This is a genomic window from Kitasatospora sp. NPDC002522, assembly GCF_053595195.1.
The window spans coordinates 179,787-203,405 of sequence record NZ_JBSFXE010000007.1; the positions used below are offsets into that span (position 1 = coordinate 179,787).

The window sequence follows — 23,619 nt, forward strand, 5'->3', positions numbered from 1 at the left end:
GCGCGCATGTCAGAGGAATCGTCCGAGAAGTCCGAGAAGTCAGTCCTCGGGCCGGCCGCCGGCTTCGGCGTGACCTTCAAGGCCATGTTCAAGAAGCGGCTCACCGAGCAGTACCCGGAGTACAAGAAGCCCACCGCTCCGCGCTTCCACGGCCGCCACCAGCTGAACCGGCACCCCGACGGCCTGGAGAAGTGCGTCGGCTGCGAGCTGTGCGCCTGGGCCTGTCCGGCCGACGCGATCTACGTCGAGGGCGCCGACAACCGCGAGGAGGAGCGCTACTCGCCCGGCGAGCGCTACGGCGCGGTCTACCAGATCAACTACGCCCGCTGCATCCTGTGCGGGCTGTGCATCGAGGCCTGCCCGACCCGGGCGCTCACCATGACCAACGAGTACGAGCTCGCCGACTCCTCCCGCCAGGACCTGATCTTCACCAAGGAGCAGCTGCTGGTCGGGCTGACCGAGGGCATGGTCGACACCCCGCACGCGATCTTCCCCGGCGCCGACGACGGCGCCTACTACCGGGGCGAGATCACCGGCGCGGCGCCCGGCACCGAGGTGCAGGAGAAGCACGCACGCGACAAGGAGGCGCAGTCATGACCTCCACCGGCGAGGCCGTGCAGTTCTGGGTGCTGGCCGTGATCGCGGTCGGCGGCGCGCTCGGCATGCTGCTGATGAAGAAGGCGGTGCACTCGGCGCTCTGCCTGGCCGCCACCATGCTGGCGCTGGCGGTCTGCTACATGGCGCAGGGCGCGGTGTTCCTGGGCGTGGTGCAGATCGTGGTCTACACCGGCGCGATCATGATGCTGTTCCTGTTCGTGGTGATGCTGGTCGGCGTCACCTCGGCGGACTCCCTGAAGGAGCAGCTGAAGGGCCAGCGGGTCGCCGCGGTGCTCTGCGGCCTCGGCTTCGGGGTGCTGCTGATCGCCGGCCTGGCCAACGCGCACCTGTCGCACTTCACCGGTCTGTCCGAGGCGAACGCCGAGGGCAACGTGCAGGGCCTGGCGCGGCTGATCTTCACCAAGTACGTGTGGGCCTTCGAGGTGACCGGCGCGCTGCTGATCACCGCCGCGATCGGCGCCATGGTGCTGACCCACCGCGAGCGGGTGGTCGAGCGCCTGACCCAGCGTCAGCTCGCCGCCCAGCGCGTCAAGGACAACATCCAGGTGCCGCCGATGCCCGCCCCCGGCGTGTACGCCCGGCACAACGCGGTGGACATCCCGGGCCTGCTGCCCGACGGCACGATCGCCGAGGACTCGGTGATGGGCACCCTGCGCGAGCGCGGCCAGATCCGCGACGTCAGCCAGGAGATGCTGCGCCGGATGGCCGAGCTGGAGGAGACCACCGCCGACTGGCTGGACCGGCCGTCCTCCGCCCGTCCGCCGGTGACCGGGCCGCGCAAGGCCCTGGAGACCGTGCCGACCAAGGAGACGAAGGAGGCGGCGGAGTGAACCCCGTCAACTACCTCTACCTCGCCGGGCTGCTGTTCACCATCGGCGCCTCCGGGGTGCTGATCCGGCGCAACGCGATCGTGCTGTTCATGTGCGTCGAGCTGATGCTGAACGCGTCGAACCTGGCGCTGGTCACCTTCTCCCGGATGCACGGCAACCTGGACGGCCAGATCATCGCCTTCTTCACGATGGTGGTCGCGGCGGCCGAGGTCGTGGTCGGCCTCGCCATCATCGTCTCCATCTTCCGGACCAGGCACTCCGCTTCGGTCGACGACAGCAACCTGATGAAGCTGTAGGCGGAGGGCCCTTCAGTGAACTCTCTCATTCCGCTGCTGGTGGCAGCGCCACTGGCCGGTGCGGCCCTGCTGCTGCTCGGCGGCCGGGCCCTGGACCGGTTCGGGCACTGGCTCGCCACCCTGCTGGCAGCACTCTCCTTCGCCTTCGGGCTGGCCCTGTTCGCGGACATGCTCGGCCGGGACGCCGAGCACCGCGCCGTCACGGAGACCCTGTACACCTGGATCCCGGTGAACGGCTTCCAGGCCGACGTCTCCTTCCAGCTCGACCAACTCTCGATGACCTTCGTCCTGTTGATCACGGGCGTCGGCACGCTGATCCACCTGTACTCGGTGGGCTACATGGCGCACGACGAGCGCCGGCGCCGTTTCTTCGCCTACCTGAACCTGTTCCTGGCCGCCATGCTGCTGCTGGTTCTCGCCGGCAACTACCTGCTGCTGTACGTCGGTTGGGAGGGCGTGGGTCTCGCGTCCTACCTGCTGATCGGCTTCTGGCAGCACAAGCCGAGCGCCGCGACGGCCGCCAAGAAGGCGTTCATCGTCAACCGGGTCGGCGACATGGGCCTGTCCATCGCGATCATGGTGATGTTCGTCCAGTTCGGCTCCTTCGCCTTCGGGCCGGTCTTCCAGACCGCGCCCCAGGCGAGCGAGGGCAAGCTCACCGTGATCGCGCTGATGCTGCTGCTGGCCGCCTGCGGCAAGTCCGCCCAGGTGCCGCTGCAGTCCTGGCTCGGCGACGCGATGGAGGGCCCGACCCCGGTCTCCGCGCTGATCCACGCCGCGACCATGGTCACCGCCGGCGTCTACCTGATCACCCGCTCCGCGGCGATCTTCAACCTGGCGCCGGACGCGCAGACCGCCGTGGTGGTGGTCGGCGCGGTCACGCTGATCTTCGGTGCGATCGTCGGTTGCGCCAAGGACGACATCAAGAAGGCGCTGGCCGGCTCGACCATGTCGCAGATCGGCTACATGATCATGGCGGCGGGCCTCGGCCCGATCGGCTACGCCTTCGCGATCATGCACCTGGTCACCCACGGCTTCTTCAAGGCCGGGCTGTTCCTCGGCGCCGGGTCGGTCATGCACGGCATGAACGACGAGGTGAACATGCGTCACTACGGCGGCCTGCGCAAGTACATGCCGATCACCTTCGCCACCTTCGGCCTCGGCTACCTGGCGATCATCGGCTTCCCCGGGCTGTCCGGCTTCTTCTCCAAGGACAAGATCATCGAGGCGGCGTTCGCCAAGGGCGGCGCCGAGGGCTGGATCCTCGGCCTGTGCGCCCTGGTCGGCGCGGCCGTCACCGCGTTCTACATGACCCGGGTGATGGTGCTGACCTTCTTCGGCGAGAAGCGCTGGCAGGTCTCCGCGGAGACCGGCGAGGAGCCGCACCCGCACGAGTCGCCGCGGACCATGACCATCCCGATGATCGTGCTGGCCTTCGGCTCGGTCTTCGCGGGCGGCCTGTTCACCATCGGCAGCTCCTTCCTGCACTGGCTGGAGCCGGTCACCGGCCACGAGGAGGGCCACTCCCCGCTCTCCGCGCTCACCGTCACCGCGCTCACCACGGTGTGCATGCTGGCCGGCGTCGCCGTCGCCTACCTGATGTACGGCCGCAGCCCCGTCCCGGTCACGCCGCCGGTCGGCTCCGCGCTCACCCGGGCCGCCCGCCGCGACCTGCTCCAGGACGACTTCAACCACGCCGTCCTGGTGCGCCCCGGTTCGGCGCTCGCCGCCACGCTGGTCTACTTCGACAGCAAGGCCCTGGACGGCTTCGTCAACGGCCTGGCCGCCGCCATCGGCGGGATCTCCAGCCGGCTGCGCCGGATCCAGACCGGCTACGTCCGCACGTACGCGCTCTCCATGTTCGGCGGCACGCTGGTGCTGGTCGCCTCCACTCTCCTGATGAGGTCGGTCTGATGAGCTACCTCCTCTCCGCCACCTGTGCCGTCCCGGCCGCCGGAGCGGTGCTCACCGCAGCGCTCCCGGCCGGCACCACCGAGGCCCGGCGGCGCACCACCAAGACCGTCGCGCTGGCGGTCTCCGCCGTCACCCTCGGCCTGGCCGCCGCGGTCGCCGCCACCTTCGAACCCGGCGGCGCCCGCTACCAGTTGACCGAGTCGTACAGCTGGATCCGGTCCTTCGGGATCAGCTTCTCGCTCGGCGCGGACGGCATCGGCACCGTCCTGGTGCTGCTCACCGCGGTCCTGGTGCCGCTGGTCATGCTGGCCGGCTGGCACGACGCCGACCCGTCGGTGCCGGAGGGCTCGTTCGAGTCCAAGCGCCGCACCCAGGGCTTCTTCGCGCTGATCCTGGCGGTCGAGGCGATGGTGCTGGTGTCCTTCCTGGCCACCGACGTCTTCGTGTTCTACGTCTTCTTCGAAGCCATGCTGATCCCGATGTACTTCCTGATCGGCGGCTTCGGCGACCGGGCCGGCGGACCCGACTCGGCGAGCCAGCGCTCCTACGCCGCCGTCAAGTTCCTGCTGTACAACCTGCTCGGCGGCCTGGTCATGCTGGCCGCCGTGATCGGCCTGTACGTGGTGGCCGGAGACCAGGGGCAGGCGACCTTCAGCCTCACCGCGCTGACCGACGCCATCTCCTCCGGCAAGCTCGCCATCGACCCGAACGCGGAGCGGGCGCTGTTCCTCGGCTTCTTCTTCGCCTTCGCCGTCAAGGCCCCGCTGTGGCCGCTGCACACCTGGCTGCCCAACGCGATGGGCGAGGCCACCCCCGGGACGGCGGTGCTGATCACCGCGGTCGTCGACAAGGTCGGCACCTTCGCGATGCTGCGGTTCTGCCTCGGCCTGTTCCCGAACGCCTCCAAGGACTTCGCCCCGGCGATCCTGGTGCTCTCGCTGATCGGCATCGTCTACGGCGCGCTGGTCGCGATCGGCCAGAAGGACATCAAGCGGCTGGTCGCCTACGCGTCCATCTCGCACTTCGGCTTCATCATCATGGGCATCTTCGCGATGACCAGCCAGGGCCAGACCGGCGCCACCCTCTACATGGTCAACCACGGCATCTCCACCGCCGCGTGGATGCTGGTGGCCGGCTTCCTGATCTCCCGCCGCGGCTCCCGCCTGATCGCCGACTACGGCGGCGTGCAGAAGGTCGCCCCGGTGCTGGCCGGCACCTTCCTGATCGGCGGCCTGGCCACCCTCTCGCTGCCCGGCCTGGCGCCGTTCGTCAGCGAGTTCCTGGTCCTGGTCGGCACCTTCAGCCGCTACCCGGCGATCGGCATCGTCGCCACCTTCGGCATCGTGCTCGCCGCGCTGTACGCGCTGCTGCTCTACCAGCGCACCATGACCGGCCCGGTGAAGGCCGGCAACGAGCGCATCCAGGACCTGAAGGTCCGTGAACTCGCGGTCGTGGCACCGCTGGTGGCCCTGACCCTGCTGCTGGGCGTCTACCCCAAGCCGCTCACCGACCTGGTCAACCCGGCCGTCAACGACACCCTCAGCCAGGTCCACCAGACCGACCCCGCACCGGCCCACCCGGTCGCCGCCACCCCCGGAGGTGAGCACCAGTGATCTCCACCCACCTGTTGGCCGCCGCCGGCGGCAACAGCCCGAGCATCCCCGCCCCGCACATCGAGTACGGCGAACTCTCGCCGATGCTCGTGGTGTTCGGTGCCGCCGTGCTCGGCATCCTGGCCGAGGCCTTCCTGCCCCGCCGGCTGCGCGCCTCCACCCAGCTGGGCCTGTCCCTGCTCGGCCTCGGCGGCGCCTTCGCCGCGGTGGTGGTGCTCGCCGCCCAGGGCCACGCCACCACCAAGGCCGGACTGCTCGCGATGGGCGCCGTCGCCATCGACGGCCCCGCGCTCTTCCTGCAGGGCGTCATCCTGCTGACCGCGGTGCTCGCCGTCCTCACCTACGCCGAGGGCCGGCTGGAGCCGCGCATCAACGGCCACCGCATCGACGCCTTCACCGCGCAGGCCGCCACCGTCCCCGGCGGCGAGCAGGAGCGCGAGGCGACCCGCGAGGGCCTGCGCACCACCGAGATCTACCCGCTCACCCTGTTCGCCGTCGGCGGCATGCTGCTCTTCCCCGCCGCCAACGACCTGCTGACCATGTTCGTGGCGCTGGAGGTCTTCTCCCTCCCGCTCTACCTGATGTGCGCGCTCGCCCGGCGCCGCCGCCTGCTCTCGCAGGAGGCCGCGGTCAAGTACTTCCTGCTCGGCGCGTTCGCCTCGGCGTTCTTCCTGTTCGGCACCGCGCTGATCTACGGCTACGCGGGCACCGTGCAACTCGGCGAGATCGCCGACGTGGTCTCCGGCGTCGCCCCGGTCACCCCCGCGCTCGCCGTCACCACCCAGAACGACGCGCTGCTGCTGATCGGCCTGGCCATGCTCGCGGTCGGCCTGCTCTTCAAGGTCGGCGCGGTGCCGTTCCACTCCTGGACCCCGGACGTCTACCAGGGCGCCCCGACACCGGTCACCGGGTTCATGGCCGCCGCCACCAAGACCGCCGCGTTCGGTGCCTTCCTGCGGCTGTTCTACGTGGCCTTCCCCGGCCTGCGCTGGGACTGGCGGCCCGTCATGTGGGGCGTGGCGATCCTGACCATGGTGGTCGGCGCGATCCTCGCCGTCACCCAGCAGGACGTGAAGCGGCTGCTCGCCTACTCCTCCATCGCGCACGCCGGCTTCATCCTCACCGGCCTGATCGCCACCGACAAGCGCGGCGTCTCGGCGGTCCTCTTCTACCTGCTCGCCTACTCGTTCGTCACCCTCGGCGCGTTCGCCGTGGTCACCCTGGTGCGCGACTCGAAGGGCGAGGCCACCCACCTCTCCAGCTGGGCCGGGCTCGGCCGGCGCTCGCCGCTGCTCGCCGCGGTCTTCGCGCTCTTCCTGCTCGCCTTCGCCGGCATCCCGCTGACCTCCGGCTTCACCGGCAAGTTCGCGGTCTTCCAGGCCGCCGCCGCGGGCGGCGCGACCCCGCTGGTCATCGTCGGTGTGCTCTCCTCCGCGGTCGCCGCCTTCTTCTACATCCGGGTCATCGTCCTGATGTTCTTCTCCGACCCGCAGCCCTCCGGCCCCGCGGTCGCCGTCCCCAGCCCCCTCACCGCCACCGCCATCGCCGTCGGCGTCCTGGTCACCCTCGGCCTCGGCCTGCTCCCCCAGTACTTCCTCGACCTCGCCTCCAAGGCCTCCCTCTTCGTCCGCTGACCCTCCTTCACCCGCCGGCCCCCTCCCACCCCCGGGACGGGGGCCGGACGGCTGTTCGAGGGGTGATCTTCGAGCTGGTGAACCGTTTCGGCTTCATTGGCCGCCATAGCCTCGGCCCATAGACTGGGCGCAGGAGGTGACCATGACTGCCGAACCGATCGACTGGACGTCCCCGCCTTCCGAAGGCTGGACCTACGACCAGGTCAAGGACCTCGATCTGCCCTTCGAGTTCGAGTTGGTGGATGGGGCGATCGTGGTTCGTGGCATGACCAATCTGTGGCACGACACCGTGCGGGGCGAACTGGGCTTTGCGCTTCGCAGTGCTCGCCGCGATCCGTACCAGGTCAACGCCGAACAGTGTGTGTTGGTCGACCCCTGCAACGTGCTCAAGCCCGACGTGGTGGTCTTCGACCGCACCGGGCTCGACTTCTTCACGCTGGAGTGCGTCCCGGTCGCGGCCGTCGCCCTCGCCGTCGAGGTGGTCTCCCACGGCTCGCGTAGCGACGACCGCTTCCGCAAGCCCGGCATGTACGCCGAGGCCGGGGTGCCGTTCTTCTGGCGGGTCGAGCGGGGCGAGGACGACCTGCCGGTGGTGTACGAGTTCCACCTGGACGACGAGACCGGGGTCTACGCGCCCGCGCCCGGGGTCGCGGTGCACCACGGCAAGTTGAGCACCGCGTTCCCGTTCCCCGTCGAGGTGGATCTGGCGCGGGTGTTCCCGCGCTGAGCGTTCGCCTTTCCTTGGCCGGACGTTCCGCTCCCGCCACCTGGTGGGGGAGGGCCATGCCCGTGCAGTGATCCACTCGGGACCGGATACGCTGCCTTGTATGTGCACCAGCGGAGCCGAGGGACCGGCCCGGTGGATCGACCAGGGACAGGAGTGGTCAGCGTGACCGTCGTGGGGCCCTTCGGGCTGAGCGTGCAGGACCGCGATCTGACCCGCGATGTGCAGGCCGGGATGGAGGCCGTGGAGGCCGCCCTGGTCGAGGCCGTGAAGAGCGACGTCCCGTTCATCACGGTGACCGCCAGCCACCTGATCGAGGCCGGCGGGAAGCGGTTCCGGCCGCTGCTGGTGATGCTGGCCGCGCAGTTCGGCGACCCCGGCGCGCCCGGCGTGGTGCCCTCCGCGGTGGTCGTCGAGCTGACCCACCTGGCGACGCTGTACCACGACGACGTGATGGACGAGGCCCCGGTCCGCCGCGGTGCCCCGAGCGCCAACAGCCGCTGGGACAACTCGGTCGCCATCCTGACCGGCGACTTCCTGTTCTCCCGCGCCTCCCAGGTGCTCTCCGACCTCGGCCCGGAAGCGGTCCGGATCCAGTCCGACGCCTTCGAACGGCTCGTCACCGGCCAGATCCTGGAGACCGCCGGGCCGCGCCCGGAGGACGACCCGCTGCGCCACTACCTGGACGTGCTGTCCGGCAAGACCGGCTCGCTGATCGCCGTCTCCTGCCGCTTCGGCTCGCTGATGGCCGGCGCCGAGCGGTGGATCGTCGACCTGCTCACCCAGTACGGCGAGCGGATCGGCACCGCCTTCCAACTCGCCGACGACGTCCTGGACATCGCCTCCGACGGCGCGGAGTCCGGCAAGACCCCCGGCACCGACCTGCGCGAGGGCGTCCCCACCCTGCCGGTGCTGTTGCTCCGTCAGATGCCGGTCGACCCGGCCGATCCCGAGGACGTCCGCCTCCGCGAGCTGCTCGACACCGACCTCGCCGCGGACGACGCCGCCCACGCCGAGGCCCTGCGGCTGCTGCGCCGCCACCCGGCGCTGGAGCGGGCCCGCCGCGAGACGCTGCGCTACGCCGAGGAGGCCCGGGCGCTGCTGGAGCCGCTCCCGGACTGCCCGGCGAAGGCGGCGCTGCAGGAGCTGTGCGACACGGTGGCGATCCGGACGATGTAGGGGCGCACCCACGTGCAAGTCGCTCTCCGTGCCGCGATCTTGCCGACGTGCGCCTTCCGGTTCTCGCAGTTCCGCCCCCAGCCCCAAGGGGGGGCTGGGAGGTGCCCCCAGAGCCCCTGATCGGTTCCCTCGCTGGGTAGGGTTCGCCCTATGTTGCGAGTCGTGATCGCCGAGGATTCCGTGCTGCTCCGGGAGGGGCTGACGCGGTTGCTGACGGACCGGGGGATGGAGGTCGTGGCGGGGGTCGGTGACGGGGAGGCGCTGCTGCGGGCGGTGGACGAGCTGCACGCGGGGGACGGTCTGCCGGACGTGGTGGTGGCGGACGTGCGGATGCCGCCGACGCACACCGACGAGGGCGTACGGGCCTGCGTGGAGCTGCGCAAGCGGTATCCGGAGCTGGGCGTGCTGGTGCTGTCGCAGCACGTCGAGGAGCAGTACGCGGGCGAGCTGCTGGCGGGTTCGACCCGCGGGGTGGGCTACCTGCTGAAGGACCGGGTGGCCGAGGTCCGGGAGTTCCAGGACGCGGTGGTGCGGGTCGCGCAGGGCGGCACCGCGCTCGACCCGGAGGTGGTGCAGCAGTTGCTGAGCCGCAGTCGACAGGTCGACACCCTGGTGAAGTTGACGCCCCGTGAGCGCGAGGTGCTGGGCCTGATGGCCGAGGGCCGGACCAACGCGGCGATCGCCAAGCAACTGGTGGTGTCGGACGGTGCGGTCGAGAAGCACGTGTCGAACATCTTCCAGAAACTGGGTTTGGGGCAGAGCCAGGACGATCACCGGCGGGTTCTGGCGGTGCTCGCGTACCTCGACTTCTGACGGCTTGCTGACCTGACCCGACGGACCGTGCGAGTTCCCTTCCAGCCGTGCCCCGCCCGCTTAGGATGCCCAGTGGTGCACCAGGCGGACGGGGCACACGGCTCACGCCCGCGGCTGGCGCCCTTCGAGGAGGTCCGCGGCAGTGACCAGTCAGGTCGATCAGTCAGAGGCAGTGGACGGCTCGGACGACGGGCGCCGGTCCGATCCGGCCTCGGCGCAGGCCGGCCCGCAGGGGGGCCCCGGGCGTTCGGCGAAGCCGATCCGACGGCTGGACCGGGTGATCATCCGCTTCGCCGGTGACTCGGGCGACGGCATGCAGCTCACCGGCGACCGGTTCACCTCGGAGACGGCGGCGTTCGGCAACGACCTGTCCACGCTCCCGAACTTCCCCGCCGAGATCCGGGCCCCCGCAGGCACCCTGCCGGGCGTGTCCAGCTTCCAGCTGCACTTCGCCGACCACGACATCCTCACCCCCGGCGACGCGCCGGACGTGCTGGTGGCGATGAACCCGGCGGCGCTCAAGGCCAACCTGCCGGACCTGCCGCGCGGCGCGGAGATCATCGTCAACACCGACGAGTTCACCAAGCGCGCGCTGGCGAAGGTCGGCTACGACAAGGACCCGCTGGGCGACGGTTCGCTGGACGGCTTCGGGCTGCACAAGGTCCCGCTGACCACGCTGACCCTGGAGGCCCTCAAGGACAGCGGCCTGGCCCGCAAGGACGCCGAGCGGGCGAAGAACATGTTCGCGCTCGGCCTGCTGTCCTGGATGTACCACCGGCCGACCCACGGCACCGAGCTGTTCCTGCGGCAGAAGTTCGCCAAGAAGCCGGAGATCGCCGAGGCGAACGTGGCGGCCTTCCGGGCGGGCTGGAACTTCGGCGAGACCACCGAGGACTTCGCGGTCTCCTACGAGGTCCCGCCGGCCAAGCTGCCCGCCGGGACCTACCGCAACATCTCCGGCAACCTGGCGCTCGCGTACGGCCTGGTCGCCGCGGGGGAGCGCTCCGGCCTGCCGGTCTTCCTCGGCTCGTACCCGATCACCCCGGCCTCGGACATCCTGCACGAGCTGTCCCGGCACAAGAACTTCGGCGTGCGGACCTTCCAGGCCGAGGACGAGATCGCCGGCATCGGTGCGGCGCTGGGCGCGGCGTTCGGCGGCGCGCTCGGCGTCACCACCACCTCCGGGCCCGGCGTGGCGCTGAAGTCGGAGACCATCGGCCTGGCGGTGTCGCTGGAGCTGCCGCTGCTGGTGGTGGACATCCAGCGCGGCGGCCCGTCCACCGGCCTGCCGACCAAGACCGAGCAGGCCGACCTGCTGCAGGCGATGTTCGGCCGCAACGGCGAGGCCCCGGTGCCGATCGTCGCCCCCGCGACGCCCGCCGAGTGCTTCACCGCCGCGCTCGACGCCGCCCGGATCGCCCTGACCTACCGCACCCCGGTCTTCCTGCTCTCGGACGGCTACCTGGCCAACGGCTCCGAGCCGTGGAAGATCCCCTCGGTCGACGAACTCCCGGACCTCACCGTCGAGTTCGCCACCGGCCCGAACCGCCCCGACGGCTCGTTCTGGCCCTACCTGCGCGACCCGCAGACCCTGGCCCGCCCCTGGGCGGTGCCCGGCACCCCGGGCCTCGAGCACCGGATCGGCGGCATCGAGAAGCAGGACGGCACCGGCAACATCTCCTACGACCCGGCCAACCACGACTTCATGGTCCGCACCCGGCAGGCCAAGATCGACGGCATCGAGGTGCCCGACGTCGAGGTCGACGACCCGAGCGGCGAGGCCAGGGTCCTGGTCCTCGGCTGGGGCTCCACCTACGGCCCGATCACCGCCGCGGTGCGCCGGGTACGGGCCGACGGCTGCCACGTCGCCCAGGCCCACCTGCGCCACCTCAACCCGTTCCCCGCCAACCTCGGCACCGTGCTGCGCCAGTACGACCGGGTGATCGTCCCCGAGATGAACCTCGGCCAGCTCGCCCTGCTGCTGCGCGCGAAGTACCTCGTCGACGCCCAGTCCTACAACCAGGTGCGCGGCCTGCCGTTCAAGGCCGCCCAGCTCGCCGACGTGCTGCACGCCGCGCTCGGCACCCTCGAAGCGGAGGAGACCCGATGACCGACTTCCCCGCCCTGCGACTGGTGCCCAAGGCGGACGCCGCGCAGACCGCGAAGGACTTCAAGACCGACCAGGAAGTGCGCTGGTGCCCCGGCTGCGGCGACTACGCCGTCCTGGCCGCCGTCCAGTCCTTCATGCCCGAGCTCGGCATCCGCCGGGAGAACACCGTCTTCGTCTCCGGCATCGGCTGCTCCTCGCGCTTCCCGTACTACATGAACACCTACGGGATGCACTCCATCCACGGTCGCGCCCCGGCGATCGCCACCGGCCTGGCCGCCGCCCGCCCCGACCTGTCGGTCTGGGTGGTCACCGGCGACGGCGACGCGCTCTCGATCGGCGGCAACCACCTGATCCACGCGCTGCGACGCAACGTCAACCTGAAGATCCTGCTCTTCAACAACCGGATCTACGGCCTGACGAAGGGTCAGTACTCGCCGACCAGCGAGATCGGCAAGATCACCAAGTCCACCCCGATGGGCTCGCTGGACGCCCCCTTCAACCCGCTCTCGCTGGCCATCGGCGCCGAGGCCACCTTCGTGGCCCGCACCATCGACTCCGACCGCCAGCACCTGCAGTCCGTGCTCCGCGCCGCCGCCCAGCACGAGGGCACCGCGCTGGTGGAGATCTACCAGAACTGCAACATCTTCAACGACGGCGCCTTCGAGATCCTCAAGGAGCCCGGCACCCGCGACGAGGCCCTGATCCGCCTCGAACACGGGCAACCGGTGCTGGTGGGCGCCGAGCACGCGGTGGTCCGCGACGCCGACGGCGACCTGCGCATCGCCCCCCGCGAGGGCGCCACCCCGCTGATCCACGACGCCCACGCCACCAGCCCCACCACCGCGTTCGCCCTCACCCGCCTCGCCGACGCGGACACCCTGCACCACACGCCGATCGGCGTCCTGCGCGACGTCAAGCGAGCGGTCTACGACACACAGATGGCCGAGCAGCTCGACCTCGCCGAGAGCCGGCAGGGCCGCGGCGACCTCACCTCCCTGCTGGCCGGCCAGAACACCTGGACGGTGGGCAACTCTTAGGCAGGAGAAGGGGAACAGGACAGGGGCTCGGGGAACTGCGAGGCGAGTGTCTGCAAGGTTTCGATCCGGCTGAAGGTCTTCAAGGCCACCAGCCGGACTCAGACCACCAGGCACTCGCCTCGCCGTTCCCCGAGCCCCTGGCAGTCCCACATAGCTGTCAGGAGCAAAAGTTCCATTCGTAGATGACATCCCAGCCCCGTGCCCGCTACCTTTCGTAGGACGAATGTGCGCACGTGAAAGGCAGGCCCATGGCGGAGAGTGTCGCGGAGGCCAGGGTGGGCCTGTGGAACGGCTTCGCGGCGTACGGGATGTGGGGGTTGTTCCCGCTGTTCTGGCCGTTGCTGGAGCCGGCGGGGGCGGCGGACATCCTGGCGAACCGGATGGTGTGGTCGCTGGTCGCGGTGGTCGTGATGGTGCTGGCGCTGCGCCGCTGGTCGTGGATCCGGCCGTTGCTGCGGCAGCCGCGGCGGCTGGCGCTGTCCGCGCTGGCGGCGGCGGTCGTCTCGGTCAACTGGGGCGTCTACATCTGGGGTGTGAACTCGGGGCACGTGGTGGAGACCAGCCTGGGGTACTTCATCAACCCGCTGGTGACGATCGCGTTCGGGGTGCTGGTGCTGCGTGAGCGGCTGCGCCGGGCGCAGTGGGCGGCGGTGGGGATCGGCGCGGCGGCGGTCGCGGTGCTGACGGTGGCGTACGGGCGGCTGCCGTGGATCGCGTTGACGCTGGCGCTGTCGTTCGCCACGTACGGGCTGCTGAAGAAGAAGGTGGCGCTCGGCGGGCTGGAGAGCTTCGCGGTGGAGAGCGCGGCGATGTTCCCGTTCGCGCTGGGGTTCCTGGTCTACCTGGGGGTGCGCGGCGAGGGCAGCCTGGGGCACTACGGGGCGGGGCACAGCGCGCTGCTGGTGGTGAGCGGGGTGATCACGGCGGTGCCGCTGATGTGCTTCGGGGCGGCGGCGCTGCGGGTGCCGCTGACCACGTTGGGGCTGCTGCAGTACCTGGCGCCGGTGTTCCAGTTCCTGATCGGCGTGACGGTGTTCCACGAGGCGATGCCGGGGGCCCGGTGGGCCGGGTTCGCGCTGGTGTGGGCGGCGTTGGCGGTGCTGAGCTTCGACGCGCTGCGCCGGGTGCGGGTGGAGCGGCAGCGCCGGGTGCTGGACGCGGCGGTGGCGGAGCCCGTCGCGAGCTGACGGGGGTCGGGGGCGGCTCAGAGGTCGGAGAGCTCGCGGGCCAGCCGGGCGCTGTCGCGGTGCAGGGCGAATGCGCCGGCGCAGGCGAGGGCGGCGTCGCGGCGGCGGGGCGCGACCAGGCCGCCGTGGGTGAGCGAGTCGAGCGGGCGGCGGGTCTGCCACTCGTCGAGGGACCAGCGGGCGTAGGGGCCGAACAGGGCGCGGGACGGTGCCGGCAGGTCGGTGCGGGCGGGGATCGCGCCGCGGGCGCCGTTGAACGCGACCTGGCCGTCCAGGCTGCCGCACTCGTCGAGCCAGGCCAGCGCGGCGGGGCGGTGGCGGGCTTCGCGGGGGAGGGCGAAGACGTCGGCGCGGGACTGGAAGACGGTGTCGGTGCCGGGGGCGGGGGACCAGCGGTAGCCGGCGTCGGGGCGCAGGCCGAGGGTGTCGCGCAGCCAGCCCTCGGCCCAGTCGCCGGTGAGCAGGTAGCCGGCCTGGCCGGCGCCGAGGCGCCGGGCGGCGTCGGTCCAGTCGGCGGCGGCGGTGGGCGGGTCGGCCAGCGCGAGCAGCGCGTCGAACTGGCGGAGCGCGCCGGTGGTGGCGGGGGTGCGCCAGGGGCCGCCGGGCTGCCACAGGTCGGTCCAGACGTCGGGGCCGTGGGCGGCCAGCAGGACCGTCTCCAGCAGGTGCAGGACCTCGGCGGGCCCGCCGAGGGCGAGCGGGGTGCGGCCGGTGGCGGCGACCCGCCGGAGCTGGGCGAGGAGTCGGTCGAAGGACGGTGGGGCGGGGTCGGCGCCGGCGTCGGCGAGCACCTGCGGGTTGGACCAGAGCAGGTTGGTGCGCCGGACGCCGGCCGGCACGGCGTACAGGACGCCGCCGGAGCGCAGCCGGGGCAGCAGCAGGGCGGGCAGGCCGGTGGACCAGCCGCGCTGCCGGTAGAGGCCGTCCAGGGGTTCCAGGCGCGGGGCGAGCTCGGCGAGTTCGGCGCCGCCGGCGCACCGGAACGCGTCCGGGGGCGGTCCGTCGGAGAGCCGGCGGGCGAGGTCGGGGCGGGCCGGGTTGGAGCTGTCGCCGGCCACGAAGGTGACGTCCGGGGCGCGGCCCTTGAGGCCCGCCAGGAGGGCCTGGAGGCCGTTCTGCTCGGGTCCCGACGTCCAGCCGGTGGTGACCTCCAGCAGGCCCGCGGGACCGGCCGAGGAGGTCGCCACCGCCGATCCGCAGCGGGCGAGGGCCGCCGTGCAGGCGACGGCGAGGCCGCCCAGCAGGGCTCCTCGGCGGCTGATCGGCACGGCACTCCCAGCGGGCGGGTGGATGGTGGGACGGGGGAACAACGGACGAACGGACCGAGGCGGCCCACCATCCCATCGCCCTTCTTGAGTCCGCGTCAATAGCCGGAATGTACGGACTCGTTGCACGGGGGGTCCGTGGGTGTCCGAAGAACGCCTCCGTGAGATCTCCTCAAGCGGAGGGCGGGACTGCTAACGTCCTCGCTGCGCGGACCGGACCGGAGGGACCCTGACCCGGCGGCCGCGGTCTTCCACCACGCTCGGCCGCGCCCTCGGGCGCACTGGAGGGCTCCATGGTCCACCTCGCTCGGCCCGTTCTCCGCCGTGTCGCCGCGGTGCGGCGCGAGGGCGGCCTGGCGCAGGGCGGGGAGCTGTGCGTCGTGCGGACGGCGGGGCTGCCCGCGTCGATCCGCTGGCAGCCGGCCGAGGGCGACGGGGTGGAGCTGGCGCCGCCGTACCGGCTGGAGCGGGTGGAGCTGCGCGGCTCGCACCGGGCCCGGCTGCACGGCCTGACGGCGGGGGTGCGGATCGTCTCGGACGGCTGGGCGCCGCTGTTCCTGGTGTCGCCGGGTCAGCTGACGCTGCTGGCGCTGGCCGCGGCCTCCACCCAGCGACGCTGAAGGGGCGCCCCCGGCGGGGACGCCCCTTCTCCTGACGGATCGTTACTTCAGGCCGGCCGCGGCCTGCAGGGTCTCCGGGGTGACGGCGCCCGCGAAGAAGCGGCCGTCGGTGGTGATCAGGGCGTTCACCACGTGGGTGGAGATCAGCGTGCCGCCCTTGACGGACTTGCCGGCGAACTTGCCCAGGCCGCCCGCCGCGTCGGCGCCGCCGCCGCCCTGCACGATCGCCGTCCAGCCCTCGCCGATCACCTTGGCGTCGGCGCCGTTCAGGTCGGGCAGCCCCGGCAGCGTCGGGGTGGCGGGCTCGGCGAGGTCCTTGGCGCCGCCCTCGACCACCTTGGCGCCCTTGGGGACGCTGAACTCGAAGGTCTTGGCGTCCGGCTTGGCGAGGGACAGCGTGCCGAAGCGGATGTCGAAGGCCTTGGCGCCGTCCACGGTGCGCACCTGGACGGCGAGCGGCAGGCCCTTCTCGGCGTCGACCGAGACCCGGATCTCGGCGATGGTGGAGCCGGCCTGCTTGGGCTTGACGCTCAGCTTGTACGCGGCGCGCCCGGCCACCCGCTCGGTGCCGTCGACGGTGACCGAGGTGGTGGCGGAGGCGTGCTCCAGCAGCTGCCGGGCGACCTCCTGCGGGGTGGCGGCGGCGATGCCGCCCTTGCCGTCGGGGCCGTGGCCGCGGCCGTCGCCGGTGAGGTGCAGGGCCTGCTGGGAGGCGCGGTCGTACGCCCACACCTGGTCGCCGTTGTGGACGAACTCGTAGCCCGACTGCTGGGAGGCGAGGGTGAGCCGCTGGCGGTCCGGGCCGTCCGCGGCGACCGTCAGGGTGTGCGAGCCGCCGAGCAGCTCGACGGCCTTGCGCTGCGGGTCGGCGGAGCCGGTGGCGCCGCCCGCGCTCTGCACGATCCCGCCGAGCGGGCCGGAGCCGGAGACCGCGTCGGTGATGGCGGTCGGCAGGCCGAGGTCGGCGGTGACCCGGACGGTGCCGCTGAAGGTGTCGGTGTCCGTGGAGAGCGCCTTGGCGACCAGGTCCTGCGCGCTGATCGCGGGCAGGTTCGGCGTCTCGTCGTCGGCCAGTGCCGGTACCAGGCCGATGCCGGCCGCGACCACCGCGGCGACCGCCACCGGCACGCCGATCCGCACCGCGGTGCGCCGCCTGCCGACCCGTGCCGCCGGCGCGCCCTGGTCCGCCGTCACGTCCTGCCCTGCCGTGGAGTCCTGTTCCATCGCAGCCCCCTTCCGAGCTCCGTGCACTGTCACTCTCCATTAGAGACGCTCGGCGCGCCCGAAACGTCGCCCGGCAGAGGCAGATTCTCGTACGTCTCGCGTCGTATCCAGCGTGTTGCGACCCTGATGCGCCCTCAGGGTCGTGTAGTCCCGCAGACGGACGGCTCGCGTAGGGTCGGTCCATGACCGACCCGGACCCGAAGTCACCCGCCTCCGCCCCGACTCCGACCGCGATGCGGCGCGCGCTGCGCCGGGCCCGCGACGGGGTGGCCCTGGACGCCGCCGAGGCCGCGGTGCTGCTGCAGGCGCGCGGCGCGGACCTCGCGGAGCTGTGCCGGACCGCCGCGCGGATCCGCGACGCCGGTCTGGAGCAGGCGGGCCGCCCCGGGGTGGTCACCTACTCGCGGAAGGTCTTCATCCCGCTCACCCGGCTGTGCCGGGACCGCTGCCACTACTGCACCTTCGTGACCGTCCCCGGCAAGCTGCGCCGGGCCGGCCACGGCATGTACCTGTCCCCGGACGAGGTGCTGGAGATCGCCCGGCAGGGCGCCGAACTCGGCTGCAAGGAGGCCCTGTTCACGCTCGGCGACCGGCCCGAGGAGCGCTGGCCGGAGGCCCGCGAGTGGCTGGACGCGCACGGCTACGACGACACCCTGGCGTACGTCCGGGCGATGGCGATCCGGGTGCTGGAGGAGACCGGGCTGCTGCCGCACCTCAACCCCGGGGTGCTGTCCTGGACGGACCTGCAGCGCCTCAAGCCGGTCGCCCCGTCGATGGGGATGATGCTGGAGACCACCGCGACCCGGTTGTGGTCCGAGCCCGGCGGCCCGCACCACGGCTCCCCGGACAAGGAGCCCGCGGTGCGCCTGCGGGTGCTGGAGGACGCCGGGCGCAGCGCGGTGCCGTTCACCACCGGGGTGCTGATCGGCATCGGCGAGGACCACACCGAGCGCGCCGAGTCGCTGCTGGCGATCCGCAAGGTGGCCCGCGCCTACCAGGGCGTGCAGGAGGTGATCGTGCAGAACTTCCGGGCCAAGCCGGACACCGCGATGCGCGGCATGCCCGACGCCGAACTCGCCGAGCTGGCCGCCGCGGTGGCGGTGGCCCGGCTGGTGCTGGGCCCGGCCGCGCGGATCCAGGCCCCGCCGAACCTGGTGGACGCCGAGTACCGGCTGCTGATCGACGCGGGCATCGACGACTGGGGCGGCGTCTCCCCGCTGACGCCCGACCACGTCAACCCGGAGCGCCCCTGGCCGCACATCGAGGAGCTCGCCGCCCGCACCGCCGAGGCCGGCTTCACGCTGCGCGAGCGGCTCACCGTCTACCCGGAGTACCTGCAGCGCGGCGAGCCCTGGCTGGACCCGCGGCTGCTGCCGCACGTGCGGGCGCTCGCCGACCCGGCCACCGGCCTGGCCCGCGAGGGCGTCCGCCCGCAGGGCCTGCCCTGGCAGGAGCCGGAGGAGCCGATGTCCGGCGGCGGCCGCACCGACCTGTTCCGCACCGTGGACACCGAGGGCCGCAGCGCGGACCGCCGCTCGGACTTCGACGAGGTGTACGGCGACTGGGAGTCGCTGCGCGAGCGGATCGCCGTCCCCGGCCCGCGCCGCCTGGACTCCGAGGTGCTGGCAGCGCTGTCCACCGCCGCTGACGACCCGACCCGGCTGACGGACGACCAGGCCCTGGCGCTGTTCCAGGCCGACGGCGAGGCCCTGGACGCGCTCACCCGGATCGCCGACGAGCTGCGCCGCGACACCGTCGGCGACGCGGTCACCTACTGCGTCACCCGGAACATCAACTTCACCAACGTCTGCTACACAGGCTGCCGGTTCTGCGCCTTCGCGCAGCGCCGCACCGACGCCGACGCCTACACCCTGTCGCTGGAGCAGGTCGCCGAGCGGGCCGAGCAGGCCTGGCAGGTCGGGGCGACCGAGGTGTGCATGCAGGGCGGCATCCACCCGGACCTGCCGGGCAGCGCCTACTTCGAGATCGCCCGGGCGGTGAAGGAGCGGGTGCCGGGCATGCACGTGCACGCCTTCTCGCCGATGGAGGTGGTCAACGGGGCCACCCGGACCGGGCTGTCGATCCGGGAGTGGCTGCAGCGCGCCAAGGAGGCGGGCCTGGACACCATCCCGGGCACCGCCGCGGAGATCCTCGACGACGAGGTGCGCTGGGTGCTGACCAAGGGCAAGCTGCCCGCCGCGACGTGGGTGGAGGTGGTCACCACCGCGCACGAGCTGGGCATCCGCTCGTCCTCCACCATGATGTACGGCCACGTCGACGCCCCGCGGCACTGGCTGGGGCACCTGCGGCTGCTCGCCGGGATCCAGCAACGCACCGGCGGGTTCACCGAGTTCGTCACCCTGCCGTTCGTGCACACCAACGCGCCGGTCTACCTGGCGGGCCTGTCCCGGCCCGGCCCGACCGCGCGGGACAACCGGGCGGTCACCGCGATGGCCCGGCTGCTGCTGCACCCGCACATCCCCAACATCCAGACCAGCTGGGTGAAGCTGGGCGCCGAGGGCGCCGCCGAGATGCTGCGCAGCGGTGCCAACGACCTCGGCGGCACCCTGATGGAGGAGACCATCTCCCGGATGGCGGGCTCCTCCTGGGGCTCCTACAAGTCGGTGCGCGACCTGGAGGCGATCGCAGCACTGGCCGGCCGCCCCGCCCGCCAGCGCACCACCCTGTACGGCGAGGTGCCCGACGAGCGGCGCGCGGCGGCGCTGTCCTCGGACGGGCACCTGCCCCGGCTGCTGCCGGTGCTGGACTGACGGCTGCTCCGGCGGTGCGGTCCGGATGGCACCAGCGTGTCGACGGATGGATGTTCGATGGAGCCCGCGGTTCCGCGCGAATCTTCGAATACAGTGCGTCTGCCCGCCCGCACCAGTCGACCGAAAGGCCCTCCGACCGTGATGCCCCTGTGGTCACGCGCCCAGCAGCAGGACTTCCGCAGCCGGGTGCGGGGCTGCCTGCTCGGCGGCGCGATCGGCGACGCGCTCGGCGCCGGCGTGGAGTTCGAGCCGCTGGACCGGATCCGCGCCGCGAACGGACCGGACGGCGTCACCGGCTACGTCCCGGCCTTCGGCCGCCGCGGCGCCGTCACCGACGACACCCAGCTCAGCCTGTTCACCGTGGACGGCCTGATCCGCGCCCACATCAGCCGCGACAGCGGCGCCTGGCACCCGCCCACCGACGTGCACCGCGCCTACCTGCGCTGGTACGCCACCCAGCAGGACTGGGGACCGGACGAGCGCCGCAAGGACCTCGGCTGGCTCGGCCGCGAGGAATGGCTGTACGCCCGCCGCGCCCCCGGCGACGCCTGCCTGTCCGGGCTGTCCGGACCGGACGCCGAACGGCTGGCCACCGTCGAGGAACCGCGCAACCCCGACTCCAAGGGCTGCGGCACCGTGATGCGCGCCGCCCCGTTCGGACTGCTCACCGCCTGGGACCCGGCCCTGGTCTTCCAACTCGCCCTCGAGTGCGCGGTGCTGACCCACGGTCACCCCACCGGCTACCTCTCCGCCGGGGCGTTCGCGGTGATCGTCCACGCGGTCGCCCGCGGCGGCACCCTGGAGGAGGGCGTCCACCTGGCGCTGGCCCTGCTCTCCGAGCGGCCGCAGCACGAGGAGACCACCGCCGCGCTGCGCGGCGCCCTGGACGCCGTCCGGGCCGGAGTGCCGTCCGCCGAGCGGGTCGAGCAGCTCGGCGAGGGCTGGACGGCCGAGGAGGCGCTCGCCATCGGCCTGTACTGCGCGCTGGTCGCCGAGGACGTCCGCAGCGGCCTGCTGCTGGCCGTCAACCACTCCGGCGACAGCGACTCCACCGGCTCGATCTGCGGCAACCTGCTGGGCGCCCTGCACGGCGAGACCGCCCTGCCGCCCGACCTGGTCGCCGGGGTCGAGGGCCGCGGCACGGTCCTGGAACTCGCCGACGACCTGGTGCTGGAACTGCTGCACGGCCCCGAACTGCACGGCACCGAGGCCTGGAGCACCCGCTACCCGACCGCCTGACGCCCCGTCGGGTCCCCGTCCCCGGGGCGCCCTCGCCCGCCTGACAGTCCGTCGGGTCCCCGGACGCGGCGGTGCCCGCCGCGCGGGAAGCGGCGGGCACCGTCGTGGGCCGTGGAGCGGGCGGGCCGAGGTCAGACCTCGCCGAAGGCACCCGCACCGGCGGCCGCCGCGAACGCCGCCCAGGCCTGGTCGGAGAACCGCAGCTGCGGGCCCTGGGGGTCCTTGGAGTCCCGGACCGCGATGGCGCCCGCGGCCGGAACGGCGATCTCCACGCAGGCGCCGTTGCCGCCGCTGTAGCTGCTCTTGCGCCAGGCCAGGTTCTCGGTGGACTTGCTCATTTCATGAACTCCTCTGCGATCTGGTTAATCAGCAACCGGGTGTCCGCGACGCTCAGGGCCGCGGCCCGCAGGTGGTCGTAGAGATTGGTATAGCGACGTACGTCGGCTTCCTTCTCCAGGTAGAGATCACTCGTCACTCCTTCGAAGTAGACGACCGTCGAATCCGCGGACTCGGGGAACTCGAGCAGGGAGAATGTCCCGGTCATGCCGGGGTGCGCGCCGTGCCGGAACGGGATGACCTGAAGATTGATGTTCGGCCGCTCGCCCAGCTCGACCAGTTGGTACAGCTGCTCCGCCATCACGCGGCTCCCACCGACCTCGCGGCGCAGCACCGCCTCGTCTATGACCACCCAGAGGCTGCCCAGCTCGTCGTCGCCGTGTATCCGGTGCTGCCGCTTCAGGCGGACGTCCACCCGCCGCCGGATCGCGCTCGGCTCGGTGTCCGGCTGGGTGCCCGCCACCACCGCCTCCGCGTACTCCCGGGTCTGCAGCAGGCCCGGCACGAACGAGGACTCGTACGCCCGGATCGAGGAGGCCTCGGCTTCCAGGCCGATGTAGACGCTGTACGGGATGTCGCCGAACTCGTGCCACCAGCCGCGCTGGCGGGACTCCCGGGCCATCTCCATCAGCCCGGCGCGCACCCGCTCGTCGTCGACCTCGTAGACGTCGCACAGGTCGCGCACATCGCGCTGGCTGATCGAGCGGCGGCCGTTCTCCAGTCGGCTGATCTTCGACTGGGAGACCATCAGGCGGCCGGCCACCTCCTCGGCGGTCATGCCCTTCAACTCGCGCAGCCGCCGGAGCTCGGCGCCGAGCCTGCGACGGCGGACCGTCGGATTCACGCTGGCGGACACATCGACCTCCGGGCCCACTTCTGGCAACAGTGCGGTAATTGGTACCAACCCCCCTGACGCTGAGCAGCATGCCACTTCAACTGCGGTCCATGCCTGGGAATCGCGTGAGCGCTGTAGAACAGATCATCGGAAAATAGTTCAAAGAGGATGACGGCTCTTGCGCCCGGCGCGCCTGCGCGGTATGGCACCTCCCTTGCGCTAGAAGGACCCTGACGGTTCGTCGGCTCTCGACCGCCCGGCCCCGGGAACGGCGAAGGGCGGCCCGTCCGGTGCATCGCACCGGGCCGACCGCCCTTGCTCTCCGACGAACGCTAACGGCGCGCGCCGCTGTCCGCGCGCCTCATCGCGCGCCCACCCGGGTGGCCACACCCCGCCCGCTGGCGGCGGGCCGCCCGGCCGGGCCGCGGCTGCCCGCGGGCGCCGACCTGCCCTGTTGGGCCGGCAGACCGTTCTGCACGTCCATCACCGCGTGGGCCACCATCCCGCCCAGCGGGTCGTACCTGATCAGGTCCCGCAGGCGGGAGCGGGAGGACCGCCCCTCGTTGCCCGGGTACAGGTGCTTGCCCAGACCCACCGCGTGCGCCAGTGCCGCCAGTGCTGCGGTCCGCGGGTCCGGCGGGACGCCGGTGCGGATCGCGGTGTCCAGCCGCTGCTTGATCGCGGCGTTGGTGCAGTCGTCCGACGCCTGGTACCGCGTCGTCGGAAGCACCCCGCACACCTGGCCCGCGACCGCCGTCACCATGCCGCACCGCTCCAGGTGCGCCAGGTACGTCTGCCTCAGGCCCAGCCGTGGGCCGCCGATCCAGTGCGCGGCGCGCACCGGACTGCCACGCCGGCGCAACAGCTCCAGCGCGTGGTCCAGGGTCGGATCACCGGTCGGCCGTGGCACCACCACGGCGATCCGGTCCCCGTCCGGGACTATCCTTCCGGCCAGGGACAGCTCGACGAGCTGTGCCCCGGCGAGTCCGAGATCGAGGGTCTGCGGCTGCGCGGTGGTACCCGTGGCCGGGTCCAGCGCGAGCAACAACAGCTCCTCGGGAATGGTTCGACGGCCTCTGCCCATCCAAGCCTCCCCGCGTGGATGAATGACAGGGTGACGCCTCTCACACAGGCTTGTCGAGTACGCCTCCGAATCGTGACCTTGCCCCGGCACCCTGGAACCGGCGTCGGACAGACGTGCGTCTGTCCGGGGGACGGACCGGGCGGGCAGGAAAAACCGCCGGTCGGGCGGGGTGCGGCAGGCCGCCGCGGACTCGGTGCCGGAGACTGTACAGATACCGGCGCGGGCCGAGAACCCGCCCGAAAAAACCAGCTTGTGTGATCGGACCGGCGTCGCCGGGCGGACGAGGAGGA

Annotated in this window: 20 protein-coding genes; 15 read left to right on the plus strand and 5 right to left on the minus strand. The window is 72.0% G+C overall.

Going from position 1 to position 23,619, the window contains the following annotated elements; translation table 11 throughout:
- Positions 1–6 precede the first annotated feature (6 nt).
- The 12 genes from nuoI (at position 7) to rarD (ending at position 13,955) form a co-directional block, all read left to right on the plus strand.
- On the plus strand, positions 7–597 hold the full coding sequence (nuoI, locus tag ACWD4U_RS08370) for an NADH-quinone oxidoreductase subunit NuoI (protein WP_363455249.1): 591 nt from the start codon (positions 7–9) through the stop codon (positions 595–597).
- Positions 594–1,448, plus strand: a complete 855-nt coding sequence (locus ACWD4U_RS08375; protein WP_363455246.1) for an NADH-quinone oxidoreductase subunit J — start codon at positions 594–596, stop codon at positions 1,446–1,448. The genes nuoI and ACWD4U_RS08375 overlap by 4 nt, the downstream gene beginning before the upstream one ends.
- The gene (gene nuoK / locus ACWD4U_RS08380) at positions 1,445–1,744 is read left to right on the plus strand and encodes an NADH-quinone oxidoreductase subunit NuoK (RefSeq protein ID WP_099901806.1); all 300 of its coding nucleotides are present in this window, start codon (positions 1,445–1,447) and stop codon (positions 1,742–1,744) included. Before ACWD4U_RS08375 ends, nuoK begins: the two co-directional genes overlap by 4 nt.
- 15 nt (positions 1,745–1,759) lie before the next feature.
- Positions 1,760–3,658 carry an NADH-quinone oxidoreductase subunit L gene (gene nuoL, locus ACWD4U_RS08385; protein WP_363455242.1) on the plus strand — a complete coding sequence of 633 codons (1,899 nt, stop codon included), beginning with the start codon at positions 1,760–1,762 and terminating at the stop codon, positions 3,656–3,658.
- Positions 3,658–5,271 carry an NADH-quinone oxidoreductase subunit M gene (locus ACWD4U_RS08390; RefSeq protein WP_363455239.1) on the plus strand — a complete coding sequence of 538 codons (1,614 nt, stop codon included), beginning with the start codon at positions 3,658–3,660 and terminating at the stop codon, positions 5,269–5,271. Before nuoL ends, ACWD4U_RS08390 begins: the two co-directional genes overlap by 1 nt.
- Positions 5,268–6,905 (plus strand): NADH-quinone oxidoreductase subunit NuoN, encoded by a 1,638-nt coding sequence (gene nuoN / locus ACWD4U_RS08395; protein WP_363455236.1) that lies wholly within the window; start codon positions 5,268–5,270, stop codon positions 6,903–6,905. Before ACWD4U_RS08390 ends, nuoN begins: the two co-directional genes overlap by 4 nt.
- A 142-nt stretch (positions 6,906–7,047) precedes the next feature.
- Positions 7,048–7,632: a Uma2 family endonuclease gene (locus ACWD4U_RS08400; protein WP_363455233.1), complete on the plus strand. Its 585-nt coding sequence runs from the start codon at positions 7,048–7,050 to the stop codon at positions 7,630–7,632.
- 162 nt (positions 7,633–7,794) lie between these two features.
- On the plus strand, positions 7,795–8,808 hold the full coding sequence (locus tag ACWD4U_RS08405; RefSeq protein ID WP_363455231.1) for a polyprenyl synthetase family protein: 1,014 nt from the start codon (positions 7,795–7,797) through the stop codon (positions 8,806–8,808).
- Between the two features lie 153 nt (positions 8,809–8,961).
- On the plus strand, positions 8,962–9,621 hold the full coding sequence (locus tag ACWD4U_RS08410; RefSeq protein ID WP_363455379.1) for a response regulator transcription factor: 660 nt from the start codon (positions 8,962–8,964) through the stop codon (positions 9,619–9,621).
- 142 nt (positions 9,622–9,763) lie between these two features.
- Complete coding sequence (locus tag ACWD4U_RS08415; RefSeq protein ID WP_449787142.1) at positions 9,764–11,731, plus strand: 2-oxoacid:acceptor oxidoreductase subunit alpha; 1,968 nt, start codon at positions 9,764–9,766, stop codon at positions 11,729–11,731.
- On the plus strand, positions 11,728–12,768 hold the full coding sequence (locus ACWD4U_RS08420) for a 2-oxoacid:ferredoxin oxidoreductase subunit beta (RefSeq protein ID WP_363455228.1): 1,041 nt from the start codon (positions 11,728–11,730) through the stop codon (positions 12,766–12,768). The genes ACWD4U_RS08415 and ACWD4U_RS08420 overlap by 4 nt, the downstream gene beginning before the upstream one ends.
- A gap of 248 nt (positions 12,769–13,016) precedes the next feature.
- Positions 13,017–13,955: an EamA family transporter RarD gene (gene rarD, locus ACWD4U_RS08425; RefSeq protein ID WP_363455225.1), complete on the plus strand. Its 939-nt coding sequence runs from the start codon at positions 13,017–13,019 to the stop codon at positions 13,953–13,955.
- 17 nt (positions 13,956–13,972) lie between these two features.
- Here the strand turns inward: rarD and ACWD4U_RS08430 are convergent, their stop codons facing one another.
- Complete coding sequence (locus ACWD4U_RS08430; RefSeq protein WP_363455222.1) at positions 13,973–15,223, minus strand: ABC transporter substrate-binding protein; 1,251 nt, start codon at positions 15,221–15,223, stop codon at positions 13,973–13,975.
- A 290-nt stretch (positions 15,224–15,513) separates the two neighbouring features.
- Between ACWD4U_RS08430 and ACWD4U_RS08435 the strand changes: the two genes are divergently transcribed.
- Complete coding sequence (locus ACWD4U_RS08435) at positions 15,514–15,840, plus strand: hypothetical protein (RefSeq protein WP_363455219.1); 327 nt, start codon at positions 15,514–15,516, stop codon at positions 15,838–15,840.
- A gap of 42 nt (positions 15,841–15,882) precedes the next feature.
- On the opposite strand, the gene ACWD4U_RS08440 is transcribed toward ACWD4U_RS08435, so the two are convergent.
- Entirely contained in the window at positions 15,883–17,064 is a 1,182-nt protein-coding gene (locus tag ACWD4U_RS08440; protein ID WP_363455216.1) for a LolA family protein, read from the minus strand.
- Between the two features lie 182 nt (positions 17,065–17,246).
- On the opposite strand from ACWD4U_RS08440, the gene ACWD4U_RS08445 reads away from it, so the two are divergent.
- Positions 17,247–19,835, plus strand: a complete 2,589-nt coding sequence (locus ACWD4U_RS08445; RefSeq protein WP_363455213.1) for a bifunctional FO biosynthesis protein CofGH — start codon at positions 17,247–17,249, stop codon at positions 19,833–19,835.
- Positions 19,836–19,976: 141 nt separating this feature from the next.
- The gene (locus ACWD4U_RS08450) at positions 19,977–21,074 is read left to right on the plus strand and encodes an ADP-ribosylglycohydrolase family protein (protein WP_363455210.1); all 1,098 of its coding nucleotides are present in this window, start codon (positions 19,977–19,979) and stop codon (positions 21,072–21,074) included.
- A gap of 131 nt (positions 21,075–21,205) precedes the next feature.
- Here the strand turns inward: ACWD4U_RS08450 and ACWD4U_RS08455 are convergent, their stop codons facing one another.
- The 3 genes from ACWD4U_RS08455 to ACWD4U_RS08465 form a co-directional block, all read right to left on the minus strand.
- Entirely contained in the window at positions 21,206–21,412 is a 207-nt protein-coding gene (locus ACWD4U_RS08455) for a DUF397 domain-containing protein (protein ID WP_363455207.1), read from the minus strand.
- Complete coding sequence (locus tag ACWD4U_RS08460; RefSeq protein ID WP_363455204.1) at positions 21,409–22,266, minus strand: helix-turn-helix domain-containing protein; 858 nt, start codon at positions 22,264–22,266, stop codon at positions 21,409–21,411. Before ACWD4U_RS08460 ends, ACWD4U_RS08455 begins: the two co-directional genes overlap by 4 nt.
- Before the next feature lie 340 nt (positions 22,267–22,606).
- Positions 22,607–23,329 (minus strand): GOLPH3/VPS74 family protein, encoded by a 723-nt coding sequence (locus ACWD4U_RS08465; RefSeq protein WP_363455202.1) that lies wholly within the window; start codon positions 23,327–23,329, stop codon positions 22,607–22,609.
- Between the last annotated feature and the right edge of the window lie 290 nt (positions 23,330–23,619).

What these genes read in the sequence shown, in the direction of transcription:
- nuoI (WP_363455249.1), top strand. Translation starts at nt 7, where the DNA reads ATGTCAGAGGAATCGTCCGAGAAGTCCGAGAAGTCAGTCCTCGGGCCG.
- ACWD4U_RS08375 (WP_363455246.1), top strand. Translation starts at nt 594, where the DNA reads ATGACCTCCACCGGCGAGGCCGTGCAGTTCTGGGTGCTGGCCGTGATC.
- ACWD4U_RS08390 (WP_363455239.1), top strand. Translation starts at nt 3,658, where the DNA reads ATGAGCTACCTCCTCTCCGCCACCTGTGCCGTCCCGGCCGCCGGAGCG.
- ACWD4U_RS08400 (WP_363455233.1), top strand. Translation starts at nt 7,048, where the DNA reads ATGACTGCCGAACCGATCGACTGGACGTCCCCGCCTTCCGAAGGCTGG.
- ACWD4U_RS08420 (WP_363455228.1), top strand. Translation starts at nt 11,728, where the DNA reads ATGACCGACTTCCCCGCCCTGCGACTGGTGCCCAAGGCGGACGCCGCG.
- rarD (WP_363455225.1), top strand. Translation starts at nt 13,017, where the DNA reads ATGGCGGAGAGTGTCGCGGAGGCCAGGGTGGGCCTGTGGAACGGCTTC.
- ACWD4U_RS08435 (WP_363455219.1), top strand. Translation starts at nt 15,514, where the DNA reads ATGGTCCACCTCGCTCGGCCCGTTCTCCGCCGTGTCGCCGCGGTGCGG.
- ACWD4U_RS08440 (WP_363455216.1), bottom strand. Translation starts at nt 17,064, where the DNA reads ATGGAACAGGACTCCACGGCAGGGCAGGACGTGACGGCGGACCAGGGC.
- ACWD4U_RS08445 (WP_363455213.1), top strand. Translation starts at nt 17,247, where the DNA reads ATGACCGACCCGGACCCGAAGTCACCCGCCTCCGCCCCGACTCCGACC.
- ACWD4U_RS08450 (WP_363455210.1), top strand. Translation starts at nt 19,977, where the DNA reads ATGCCCCTGTGGTCACGCGCCCAGCAGCAGGACTTCCGCAGCCGGGTG.
- ACWD4U_RS08455 (WP_363455207.1), bottom strand. Translation starts at nt 21,412, where the DNA reads ATGAGCAAGTCCACCGAGAACCTGGCCTGGCGCAAGAGCAGCTACAGC.
- ACWD4U_RS08465 (WP_363455202.1), bottom strand. Translation starts at nt 23,329, where the DNA reads ATGGGCAGAGGCCGTCGAACCATTCCCGAGGAGCTGTTGTTGCTCGCG.